At 48.6% G+C, this 12,314-nt stretch carries 7 protein-coding genes; 4 read left to right on the top strand and 3 right to left on the bottom strand.

All coding sequences use genetic code 11. The features are described 5' to 3' along the window. Positions 1-139: 139 nt before the first annotated feature. The 3 genes from JT717_RS11150 to JT717_RS11160 all read right to left on the bottom strand — a co-directional run bounded on the left by JT717_RS11150 (position 140) and on the right by JT717_RS11160 (position 4,558). The gene (locus JT717_RS11150; protein WP_205510550.1) at positions 140-1,138 is read right to left on the bottom strand and encodes a phosphatase PAP2 family protein; all 999 of its coding nucleotides are present in this window, start codon (positions 1,136-1,138) and stop codon (positions 140-142) included. Positions 1,139-1,281: 143 nt separating this feature from the next. Further along, entirely contained in the window at positions 1,282-2,460 is a 1,179-nt protein-coding gene (uxuA, locus tag JT717_RS11155; RefSeq protein WP_205510551.1) for a mannonate dehydratase, read from the bottom strand. Positions 2,461-2,629: 169 nt separating this feature from the next. Further along, positions 2,630-4,558 (bottom strand): sialate O-acetylesterase, encoded by a 1,929-nt coding sequence (locus JT717_RS11160; RefSeq protein WP_205510552.1) that lies wholly within the window; start codon positions 4,556-4,558, stop codon positions 2,630-2,632. Positions 4,559-5,081: 523 nt separating this feature from the next. Here JT717_RS11160 and JT717_RS11165 point away from each other — a divergent pair. The 4 genes from JT717_RS11165 (at position 5,082) to JT717_RS11180 (ending at position 12,265) form a co-directional block, all read left to right on the top strand. Continuing rightward, on the top strand, positions 5,082-6,122 hold the full coding sequence (locus JT717_RS11165; protein WP_205510553.1) for a LacI family DNA-binding transcriptional regulator: 1,041 nt from the start codon (positions 5,082-5,084) through the stop codon (positions 6,120-6,122). Between the two features lie 130 nt (positions 6,123-6,252). Beyond that, complete coding sequence (locus JT717_RS11170) at positions 6,253-8,397, top strand: alpha-glucuronidase family glycosyl hydrolase (RefSeq protein ID WP_205510554.1); 2,145 nt, start codon at positions 6,253-6,255, stop codon at positions 8,395-8,397. 116 nt (positions 8,398-8,513) lie between these two features. Continuing rightward, positions 8,514-9,263, top strand: coding sequence for an SDR family NAD(P)-dependent oxidoreductase (locus tag JT717_RS11175; protein WP_205510555.1), 750 nt, complete (start codon positions 8,514-8,516; stop codon positions 9,261-9,263). 161 nt (positions 9,264-9,424) lie between these two features. Further along, entirely contained in the window at positions 9,425-12,265 is a 2,841-nt protein-coding gene (locus tag JT717_RS11180) for a glycosyl hydrolase 115 family protein (RefSeq protein ID WP_205510556.1), read from the top strand. Positions 12,266-12,314: the final 49 nt, after the last annotated feature.

The following is a 12,314-nucleotide window of genomic DNA, read 5'->3' on the forward strand; positions in this document are numbered from 1 at the left end:
AGGTTACAGTTACCTGTTGCCGGTTGCCTGTTAGCAGGCGCTTAATGCCAGTATGCCTGCCAATGCTTAGCCTGTTATTGATTCTGCCCGGTAACTGGAAACAGGTAACTGGTAACCAATTCATTCACCATTGACGATCTCAATTGAACGTATACACAACGCCCGGCAGCCACCGCCCGAACTGAAACTGCGGGGCAAACGTAAGGCTGTTCTTCTTTTTTTCGGCGGCTTCTTCTGATTTCAGCTTGGCATAGCGGTGGTAATTATTCACTACCTGCCGGCCAATCAGATGCCCCAGTATGCCGCCTATCAATACATCAGAAGCCCAGTGTTTATTCTCGGTGATCCGGCTCAATCCAATTAAGGAAGCGGCGCTGTAGGAAGCGATCTTTACCAGTGGCCGGTCGCTGTATTCCATGGCATACACGGTAGCTGCCGCAAAAGCCAGGCAGGTATGTCCTGACGGAAATGATGTATAGGAATAACTGTCGGGTCGATTACCATTTGCATCTTTCTTAAACTGGTAAAAGGGGCCGTGCCAGGCCGGACTGTTTGTATTGGTTTCGGGATCGTAATAATAAGGCCGCTGCCGGCCCGATAGGAACTTGGCTGCTTCGAAGATCACCGCTGAGGTAATATATGCCTGCGTAGCCAGCAAGGTAGTGGTCTTTATTTTTTCATTCTTAAAGATCCAGCCGTAAGTTCCCAATGCGGCCAGCGTATATACTTCATAAGCGCCGCCAAATCGCGTGATATATTTACTGGTGCTCACCAGGGTGGTGCTGCTCTTTCGCCAGTCCACCGCATTTCTACTGATGGGTACATCCAACAACAATGTGCCGGCAGTGACGCCTGCTACCAGGGCCGTCCTGTACCAGAGCCGGGGTTTTGCATGAAAGGGAGAAGTAACCTGTTGCTTCAGGTCGCTGGCGAGTAATTTCCAGTAAACAGGAAAAGTGATCTTGGTGGTTTGATTGTAGAATTCTCGCCTGATACTGTCCTGGTTGCCTCTTTTTAATGGAGGAGGGATCCTGCTTAAACTGTCCATTTTTCTGAACAGTTCCTTTTGCGCTTCCGCAGCAAATGGCAATGGTAACAGCATCAGCCATACAATACCATATCTAAATACGCGCCCCATAAACAATGCGATGGTGAGAACATAGGTATCTGTTTGGATATATAAAAAAAGTATGCCATGAGCCGGGGATTTCGGGATTTTGAGATTTTTGGTTTTGGGATTTTGGGATTTCTGCGCAGATCTCGAAATCCCGAATCTCTGAATCAGCAAGTCTTCGGCTGTTGCTGCAAGTTTCTTGTGATGCCCAACTCCAGGCCACGCAATTCCGCCAGTCCGCGTAAACGGCCGATGGCGCTATAGCCGGGATAAGTTGTTTTTTTCAGGTCATCCAGCATCTGGTGGCCATGATCGGGCCGCATGGGCAATGACACTCCTCTTCGCTGCATGACGAGCACCAGTTCTTTAATGACCGCATACATATCAACGTCACCGGTGAGGTGATCGGCTTCAAAGAAATTACCGTTGCCATCCCGTTTTGTACTGCGTAAATGCACAAAATGAATATGGTCGCCATAACGTTGAACCATGCCCGGCAGGTCATTATCTGCCCGTACGCCAAAGGAACCGGTGCAAAAGCAAAGCCCGTTTGCCTGGGCGGGCACAGCCTGCAGCAGATCCTTTACGTCCTGTTCGGTGCTCATGATGCGGGGCAGTCCCAGCACTGGATAAGGCGGATCATCCGGGTGTATGGCCATTTTCAGTCCGCATTCTTCAGCCACCGGTACCACCTGCTGCAGGAAATAGAACAAATGCTCTTTTAGTTTCCTGGCATCGATCTGGTGATAGGTTGTCAATGCGGCAAGCACCTGCTCCTTGGTAAATGGTTCATCACTGCCGGGTAATCCGAGCAGGGCATTGCGATATAATGTTTCCCTTTTTTGAGGCGAAATGGTATCGAGATAATTTCTGGCAGCATTAAGCTCTTCTTTCGTGTATTCCATGGCTGCGCCGGGCCTTTCCAGCATATATACGTCAAAAGCGATAAATGCCAGCCTTTCAAAATACAATGCCTTGCTGCCATCGGGCATTTCATAATCAATATCGGTGCGTACCCAATCGAGGACAGGCATGAAGTTATATGTGACCACCTTCAGGCCGCAGGCCGCTACATTCCGCAGGCTTTGCTGATAATGTTCAATATACTGTTTGTAATTACCGCTTTTCTTTTTTATGTCTTCATGTACCGGAAGACTTTCAATGACCGTCCAGCTCATGCCGGCGGCTTCGATCATGGCTTTGCGTTTGTTGATCTCGTCGATCGTCCAAACCTCGCCTGGCGGAATGTGATGCAAAGCGGTTACCACGCCGGTACATCCTGCCTGCCGGATATGTTGTAAAGGAACGGGATCATTCGGCCCGAACCAACGCATAGTGTATTCCATATGTAGTACTTTCTTAAGTGGTTGACTGGTTACCGGTTCAGGTTACAGGGTGCCTGTGTGCGATTGCCGACATCTCTTTTTAAGCTTATTAAATAAAGCCTTGAAACCTGCACCCTGAAACCTGCAACATCCTATTAATTCAAACTGGTTTTTCTGTTCACCATTCACATCACCAGGTGTCCGTTCTAAAAGGCGAGGCCGGCAATCCTTCCTTATTATACAAATTTGCCCCTTCCGGATTATCGGCCCAGGCATAACGCACAGCTACAGGCGCAGGCACCTGATCACTCCACACCACTACCCTATTTCCTTCGATGGCAGCATTGGCCCAGACAAACTTTTTATCGGCGCCTGCGATAGCGAAATATTTTAATGGTTTACCGCCTTTAGCCATCAGGCCGCTGCCGGTGCTGGTAAAATGAAGGATCACTTTATTGCCCGCTATTTTCATGGATTCGTATAACGGGCCTGAGTACACCACCTTCTTGTCACCATAGGCCTGCTTCTGCGCCCATAAGGCCAGGCGTTTGCCCACATCTTCTTTATTCAGCGGATGAATATCATTCCACTCGCCTGCATCTGTGATCACAGCCATACCGGTATTGGGCAGGGCCAGGGTCTTTAACTGTGCTTCCCTTGTCAGGGCCCAGCTGCTTTCACCGGGTTCATCTTTTGGTTCCATATAATTCGCCAGCTGCACAAATAAGAAGGGAAAATTTCCCTGCTTCCATTCCTGCCGCCAGGTATTGATCACCGCCGGAAATAAGCTGCGGTATTCAACCGGTCTGCCGGCATTGCTTTCGCCCTGGTACCAGATTACGCCTTTGATCCGGTAATTCAACATCGGCGACACCATGGCTTTGAATAAACCGGTTGGTTGGTATTGAAAGAAGGTGGCTGAGGGTAATGGTGCGGCCGTAGTACCCAGGGCAAACTGCCAATCGCCAATTAGTGAAACCGTGTCGCCGCCTGCTGTTAATTTATAGGGCTTATCGGGTATAAAGCCCCCACGCCCTGCATTATTGATCACCCGCACTACGATCGTATTCTTCCCTGGCTGTAAGAGACCTGCCGGTAATTCATACCTTCTGGGCGGATATTGATAACCGATGGTGCCGGCAAAGCGCCCATTTACAAATACCGAATCCTGGTCTACAATTCTGCCCAATAACAGTTTCGCCGGTTTGGCCGTCATGGAAGCAGGCACCTCTATTTCTTTCTTAAACCACACGACCCCATTCACGCCTTTCAAGCCGTGATCATCCCAGAAGCCGGGCACGGGCATGGTTTTCCAGTTGCTTGTGTTCGCGGCAGGATCATACCAGGGCCTGGTATCATGTAAACCTTTATCCCCGGCCCAGATCTGCTGATACCAGTTATCGCGGATTTGTTTATCGCGGTTGCGGATGCTATCAATGAATGACGGGCGTTTGAAATTCGCAAGCGTTTCGAGGTGTCGCGGAAATGCCTTTAATGCGTTTTCCGTTAACCAGGCTTCTGCCGGTGAGCCGCCTACACTTGCTTTTATCAGGCCAATAGGCACCTGGTATTTTTCATACAAGGCTTTGGCAAAAAAATAGCCTACGGCCGTAAATTGCAATACGCTTTGCGGATCGGCTGCCTGCCAGCTGCCGGATTCATAATCTTTACGGGCTTTTTGAAAGTCATAGGTAGTGGCTACATTGAACTGCCTAATGGCCGGATTGGTTGCCTGCGCAATCACGGCTGCATACTTCTCCTTTACCCGCTCCATCGGTAATTCCATATTCGATTGGCCTGAGCATACCCATACGTCGCCGATCAGGATATTTTTGATCAGTATCCGGTTGCTGCCGCTGATCTCCATCTCATAAGGACCGCCCGCTTTTTGGGCCGGCAGTACGACAGACCAGCTGCTGTCAGCTCCGGTTATAGTGCCGTAGTTTTTATTATTGAACCGGATATTCACCTTCTCCCCAACGGAAGCCCATCCCCAGATGGTTAGTTTCGTATCGCGTTGCAGCACCATATTATCGCTGATCAAACGGGGAAGTTTGACCTGGGCGATACCTTCTATGGTGAGTATGCTTAATAGATATAAGAATGTTATACGGATCATAAATATGTCGCAGGTTAGAAGTTACAGGTTACAGGTTTCAGGTTACAAGGGTACCGGTTGCCGGTTACCCGAATACTGGGTTACAGGTTACAGGTTTCAGGTTACAAGGGGCCGGTTGCCCATTACCCGAATACTGGGTTACAGGTTACAGGTTTCAGGTTACAAGGGGGCGGTTGCCGGTTACCGGTCATATTGACCATTCACCATTGCCCATTGACCATTACAGCCGTTCAACTTGTAACAGTTTCGTTCGCCCGCTGGCCCTTCACCATTCACCATTGAACAAAAAAGTCTGGAAAAAGCCCAACCCCTGGTTGTAACTTTCTGCCGGACTTTCCGTCTTTAATATATCAATATGGTTTGGCCGAAGCCTTTTTTCAAACCTTTTTATCAACATGGCAACTAATTGATAAGCAATTCTCGACACTAATTTAGAGAGAAATATGTATCAATGTAACCGATTACATTGTTTTTTTAAAAATAATTTTATTTTACCTTTACTATCAGATATGTAAGCGATTGTATGACAAAACCAAAAGAAGTAACAATTTACGACCTAGCCCGTAAATTGAACGTCTCAATAGCTACGGTAAGCCGGGCCTTGAAAGACGACCCTGTCGTAAGCAAAAAAACCAAAAAAAAGATCTTCGACCTGGCCGAAGAAATGGGCTACCGGTACAACCATTTCGCGCGTAATCTGCGCGAACAGCGTACCTATACTATCGGCGTCATTGTACCGCGGCTGAACAGCTATTTCATGAGTACGGTGATCGCGGGTATTGAAAGCGTTGCCAACAACGAAGGATATACCCTTATCATCAGCCAGTCGTCGGAAACAGCCGGTAAAGAGATCACCAACGCCAAAACCATGTTCAATAACCGGGTTGACGGCATGTTGGTTTCCCTCGCTTATGACACAGACGATATTTCCCACTTCGACCAGTTCATTAAAAAGAACATCCCGCTCATTTTTTTCGACCGGGTGAATGATCATCCAGAATGCACGAGTGTACAGATCGATAACCGCAAAAGCGCCTACGAAGCTACCACTCACCTGATCGCCCAGGGTTGCCGCCGCATCGTACATATCACTGCCACACCAAAACGAAATGTATATATTGACCGGCTGGCGGGTTACAAACAGGCGCTGGCCGATCACCAGATCCCTTTCGAAGAAAAATATTTACTCATCAATAACCTGAGCCAGGAAGCCGGTGTACAGGCCGCCGCCGAGATCTTGCAGATGAATCCATTGCCGGATGCCATTTTTGCCGCAAATGATAATTGTGCCGTTGGTTGTATGATCGCGCTGAAAAAAGCGGGCATCCGCATTCCGGCAGATATCGCTTTTGTCGGTTTTAACAACGACCCCGTTTCTACCGTTATAGAACCGAATCTTACAACCATTAACTACCCCGGTTATAAAATGGGAGAAATGGCCGCCGCCAGTTTAATAAATCATTTAAATGGCGTGAACAGCATTGACGCCACCAATACGATATTATTAAGGTCAGAACTGATCATCAGGGCTTCTTCGCAAAAAATAATATCAGACAGTGAGTGAAGAACCATTGGCAACAGACAATTGGCCGGCAAGAGTTCCCATTACAGAGAGAATAATTGACCGGCTGCAATCTGCAATAAAAGCCCGGCGACTGGCAATTGGTAACCGGCCACTGAAACTTTGACTTCATATGAAAAAATGGACTGGAATTATTATAGGTATTTTTCTCTCTGTTTCTGTACTCGGAGAAAACGGCTATCGCTTATGGCTGCGGTATAATACGATTGACAATGCTGCGCTCTTACAACAATACCGGCAACAGCTCACCAGTATCAGTTGTCCGTCTGACAATGGCAGGCTCATAGCCGCTCACGAGGAATTGCAAACAGGGCTTTCCGGATTGCTGGGCAAAAAAGTGCCCCTGCAAATGGCGGTCATCAATGGAACCATCATGATGGGGCTGCCCTCCCACTTGCCTTTTATCCGCACCCTGGTGGGCGAAAGCACCCTGGCAGGTTTAGGTAATGAAGGATTCATAATCCGTACGATCCGGCGCGACGGCAAAAATGTTATTTTAATTGCAGGCAATAAAGAAGCCGGTGTCTTATACGGCGCCTTTCATTTTCTGCGATTGTTGCAAACCCATCAACCCATTCAACAGCTGAATATTATCAGCACGCCCAAAATACAGCTCCGTTTATTGAACCACTGGGATAACCTGAACCGTACGGTGGAACGCGGTTATGCCGGTAATTCTATCTGGGACTGGCAACGATTGCCCGGTTATATCGATCAGCGGTATATTGACTATGCCCGCGCCAACGCGTCCATCGGCATCAATGGCACGGTGCTCACCAATGTGAACGCCAACGCCATGATCCTTACAGAAAGCTGGCTGCAAAAAGTAGCGGCGCTGGCCAGCGTATTCAGAAAATACAATATCAAAGTATACCTCACAGCCCGCTTTAGCGCCCCTGTTGAAATAGGAAAACTTAAAACGGCGGATCCTTTGGATCCGGAAGTGCAACGATGGTGGAAAGAAAAGACCAATGAGATCTACCGGCATATTCCTGATTTTGGCGGCTTCCTCGTAAAAGCCAATTCAGAAGGACAACCCGGTCCGCAGAATTACCAGCGCAATCATGCCGACGGCGCCAATATGCTGGCTGATGCGCTTGCCCCACATGGTGGCATTGTCATGTGGCGGGCCTTCGTGTACAGCAACGAATCACCGGAAGATCGTTTCAAACAGGCATACAATGAATTCAAACCACTCGACGGACAGTTCAGGAAAAATGTATTGATCCAGGTAAAGAATGGTCCGATAGATTTTCAGCCAAGGGAACCATTCCATCCGCTTTTTGGCGCTATGCCTAAAACGCCGTTGATGATGGAGTACCAGTTGACGCAGGAATACATGGGCTTTGCCACACACCTGGTATACCTGGCACCGCTCTTTACCGAAGTATTGAATGCCGATACCCATTCGAAAGGCAGCGGCTATACAGTGGCAGAAATCATCGATGGATCGGCTGACGGCCATAGCCTCAGCGGCATGGCAGGCGTTTCCAATATCGGCAGCGATATCAACTGGACCGGCCATCCTTTTGGCCAGAGCAACTGGTATTCTTTGGGTCGTTTGGCCTGGGAACCCTCGCTTGCACCGGCGCAGGTTGCCAACGAATGGATCAGGCAGACCTTTACCAATAAAAAAGCCTTTGTGGATACGGTACAGCAGATCATGCTGGCTTCGCGGGAGATCATGGTGAACTACATGACGCCGCTGGGTCTGCATCATATCATGGGCTACGGCCATCATTACGGTCCAGCCCCCTGGTACGATAAAGCACCCCGTGCCGACTGGAACCCGGTTTACTTTCATAAAGCAGACTCTGCAGGCCTTGGATTCAACCGTACAGCAACCGGCAGCAATGCGCTTGCGCAATACCAGCCAGCCGTGCGGCAGCAATATGAAAATATAAATACCTGTCCGGAAGACTTACTGTTATGGTTTCACCATGTGCCCTGGGACCATAAAATGCGTTCCGGCAAAACCCTGTGGGAAACCTTATGTGATAAATACTATAGCGGTGTGGATTCTGTGCGCTGGATGCAACGCAGCTGGGACCGGATGAAGGATCTTATCGATGCAGAGCGGTTCAACGAAGTAAAACAACTGCTGGCGATCCAGGAACAGGAAGCCGTGTGGTGGCGCAATGCCTGCCTCTTGTATTTTCAAACTTTTTCCCGGCGACCCATACCCGCCGGTTATGAAAAACCGGACAAAACACTGGACTATTATAAGGCGTTGAGCTTTCCGTATGCCCCGCATTGATCAATGTGATAATGTGATAATATGATAATGTGATAATGGAATACAGGGGTGGGATGATCTTCCTGGGTTGCCGCGAAGAAAATAACATAGTAGTAAGATATATAAACCTAGTATCAATGAACACAGTTAACCAAGAAGTAGCGATCGTAACCGGAGGTGGTTCTGGCATTGGCCTGGCCATTACAGAAAAATTTGTGCAGCACAATATCACAACCGTTATTGTAGGCCGTGACCCAGAAAAACTACACCAGGCTAAACAAAAACTGGGCGCCTTATGTGTACCCGTTGTTGCCGACCTGAGCGACCTGGAAGCGATACCCGCATTGGTGAAAGAGGTGATCACCCGGTTTGGACATATCGACATCCTGGTGAACAATGCCGGCATCAATATGAAGAAAGAGTTCATCGAAGTGACCAATGAAGATTTTCAAAAGGTAATACAAACGAATCTGGTAGCCGTATTTGCATTGACCCGCGAAGTGGTGAAGACCATGCTGCCTCATAAAAAAGGAAGTATCATCAATATCAGTTCCATGGCGGCACAGTATGGCATTCCCAAAGTAATTGCTTATTCGGCTTCCAAAACCGCTATTGAAGGAATGACGCGGGCCATGGCGACAGAATTGTCGCCCCAGGGACTGCGCATCAATTGTATTGCACCGGGATTTATTGCCACCGATATGACCTCAAAAGCATTTAACCAGGATACGGAACGTAAGAACAAAGCCCTTGGCCGTACGCCTATGGGCGTAATGGGCGCCCCTTCCGATATCGGGGATGCAGCCCTGTTCCTGGCCACCGCTTCATCCAAATATATTACCGGCGTGGTATTGCCGGTAGATGGCGGTAACTCCATCGGTTTTTAGATGATTATAATACGGTTTGCTACGGTATTTCCATAGCAAACCGTTACCATCGGATAGTTTTGTTCTAATCACTGGCACTTTTGTTTCAGGTAAGCCCATCATCCGATCGAAATTGCGAATTTGCCGCTTCCGTATGATCATCATACGTACATTGTTTTCATATGAAAAGAACAGTCCTGATACTACTCGCCTGGGTGTTCAGTCATGTTGCTGTCGGGCAGCAAGCGATCCTTCCCAATAAAGTTCCGGGTGCATTTCCTATTGTTGCAGATCAGCGAATTACGCCACTGTATGTAGATGGCGGTGATCACTGGCTGGTGCAAAAAGCAGCTGCCTTACTGCAAATTGATATAGAAAAAATTACCGGCCGCAAACCAGACACTGCCCATTCCTTTTCCACGGCTCCTGAAAATATCATCATCATAGGTTCGCTCGATCAGTCGGCGATGATCCAACAACTGGTTCAATCGAAAAAATTGTCAGCAGACAGCCTTAGAGGCAAATGGGAGGCCTTTCAGATACAGGTCATACGCGATCCGTTGCCCGGTGTTGCCCAGGCACTCGTGGTTGCCGGAGCTGATAAACGCGGCACGGCCTATGGTGTATTTGAATTATCGAAACAGCTGGGCGTATCGCCCTGGTACTGGTGGGCCGATGTTCCCGTGAAACGGTCAACCGCCTGCTGGTATAACAGCGCCATCAAACAATACCAGCGTCCGGGTGTGACTTACCGCGGTATTTTTCTCAATGATGAAGCCCCCGCTTTGTCAGGTTGGAGCAAGGCCACTTTCGGCGGCTTCAATCATTTATTCTATGAAAAAGTATTCGAACTGCTGCTTCGCCTCAAAGGCAATTACCTGTGGCCGGCCATGTGGGGCAATGCTTTTTACGACGATGATACATTAAATCCAATAGTGGCCGATCGATACGGTATTGTGATCGGCACCAGCCACCACGAACCCATGCTGAGGGCACATGATGAATGGCGGCGGTACGGCACTGGCAAATGGAATTACGACAGCAATGAATTACGGTTGAAAAAATTCTGGGAGGAAGGCATCCGCCGGATGCGCAATTATGAAAGCATTGTTACCGTAGGTATGCGCGGCGATGGCGATGAGCCGATGAGTGAGCAAAGCAATATCGCTCTGCTGGAAAAGATCGTAGCGGATCAACGGAGGATCCTGGCGAATGTAACCAAAAAGGACGCATCTGCCACACCGCAGCTCTGGGCTTTGTATAAAGAGGTGCAGGATTATTACGACAAGGGCATGCGGGTGCCTGATGACATTACGCTGCTGTTATGTGACGATAACTGGGGCAATATCCGCAAGCTGCCAAAACGAAACGCAGCACCACGGGCCGGTGGTTACGGCATCTATTATCACTTCGATTATGTGGGCGGCCCCCGCAATTACAAATGGCTTAATACGAACACCATTGCACGCACCTGGGAACAAATGAACCTGGCCTATGAATATGGGGTCAACCGCATCTGGATCGTAAATGTTGGCGATCTGAAACCGATGGAACTGCCCATCTCCTTTTTTCTGGATCATGCCTGGGCGCCGCAGCAATACAGAACCGACCGTTCCCGGGCCTATACCGAAGCCTGGGCCGTACAACAATTCGGCCCTCGGCATGCCAAAGAAATTGCCCGCCTGCTTGCCCTTTATACCCAGTACAATAGCCGGCGTAAACCTGAGCTGCTGGCGCCGGATACCTACAGCCTGATCAATTACCAGGAAGCTGAAAAGGTAGTACAGGAATACAATGCATTGGCAGCAAAGGCGGAAGCCATTTCAAAAGCATTACCAGCAAACGCAAAAGACGCATTTTACCAACTGGTGCTGTTCCCCATAAAAGCCTGCGCCAACCTCAATGAGCTGTATGTGACCACCGGCAAAAATCATTTGTATGCAAAACAGGGCCGTGCATCTACCAATGCACTGGCTGCCCGGGTACAGGAACTATTTAACACAGATTCCTTACTAACCAGGCAATACAACCGCGAAATGGCCAATGGCAAATGGAACCATATGATGGACCAAACACATATTGGCTATACCTACTGGCAGCAACCACCGGTGAATAAAATGCCCCTGGTGAAGACCATTACGCCTGTGGCTGGTGCAAGTATGGGCATTGCCATTGAAGGCTCTGAACTTGTTTGGCCTGATGATACATCGAAGGCGATACTTCCTATCTTCTACCCGCAACGGCCAACATCACATTATATCGAGATCTTCAACCGGGGCAGTGCTTCTTTTAAATATGCGGTTCGCTCCAATAAAGCCTGGCTGCGATTGTCATCTGTGAGCGGAGAAATAGACAAAGAAAAGCGCATCTGGATAACGGTAAACTGGTCAGCCGTACCGGAAGGTGAGCACCAGGTGCCTGTGATCATTGGCGGCCCCGGCAAAAAAGAAATAACGGTTTATACAGTCATTAAAAAAATAAAATTACCGAAACCGGACCCATCCACTTATGTAGAAAGCGACGGCCATATTTCCATAGAAGCCGACAGGTACCTGGAAGCAGTCACTGATACAAATGGCCGCTGGCTGCAAATTCATGATATTGGCAGAACCGGAAATGGTATCTCTTACCTTTCCAAAGCCAGCCCTGCAGAAGAAGCGCATCCGTCCTCAGCGCACCTGGCATACAAACTCTATTCGATTGATTCAGGCGTTACCAAAGTGATGCTCTATTGCTCACCTACCCTGCCTTTTAATGAATCATCCGGACTGCGGTATGCCATTTCCTTCGATGATGAAAAGCCGCAGGTGGTGAACCTGCATGCAGATAATACAGAAAGGGCCTGGGCGCAATCAGTGAGCAATAATATCCGCATCAGCACATCCACACATCTATTACCGAAAGCAGGTATTCACACTTTGAAGATCTGGCCGCTTGATAACGGTATTGTGCTGCAAAAGATAGTGATCGATTGGGGCGGGGTTCGTAAGAGCTATCTTGGACCGCCGGCAACGGGTAAATAGTGGGTGCAGTTAGATAAACCATTCACTTTGACAATTGACAATTACAAAT

This window comes from Longitalea arenae, assembly GCF_016924755.1.
GTDB lineage: Bacteria > Bacteroidota > Bacteroidia > Chitinophagales > Chitinophagaceae > Niastella > Niastella arenae.

What these genes read in the sequence shown, in the direction of transcription:
- JT717_RS11150 (WP_205510550.1), bottom strand. Translation starts at nt 1,138, where the DNA reads ATGGGGCGCGTATTTAGATATGGTATTGTATGGCTGATGCTGTTACCA.
- uxuA (WP_205510551.1), bottom strand. Translation starts at nt 2,460, where the DNA reads ATGGAATACACTATGCGTTGGTTCGGGCCGAATGATCCCGTTCCTTTA.
- JT717_RS11160 (WP_205510552.1), bottom strand. Translation starts at nt 4,558, where the DNA reads ATGATCCGTATAACATTCTTATATCTATTAAGCATACTCACCATAGAA.
- JT717_RS11165 (WP_205510553.1), top strand. Translation starts at nt 5,082, where the DNA reads ATGACAAAACCAAAAGAAGTAACAATTTACGACCTAGCCCGTAAATTG.
- JT717_RS11170 (WP_205510554.1), top strand. Translation starts at nt 6,253, where the DNA reads ATGAAAAAATGGACTGGAATTATTATAGGTATTTTTCTCTCTGTTTCT.
- JT717_RS11175 (WP_205510555.1), top strand. Translation starts at nt 8,514, where the DNA reads ATGAACACAGTTAACCAAGAAGTAGCGATCGTAACCGGAGGTGGTTCT.
- JT717_RS11180 (WP_205510556.1), top strand. Translation starts at nt 9,425, where the DNA reads ATGAAAAGAACAGTCCTGATACTACTCGCCTGGGTGTTCAGTCATGTT.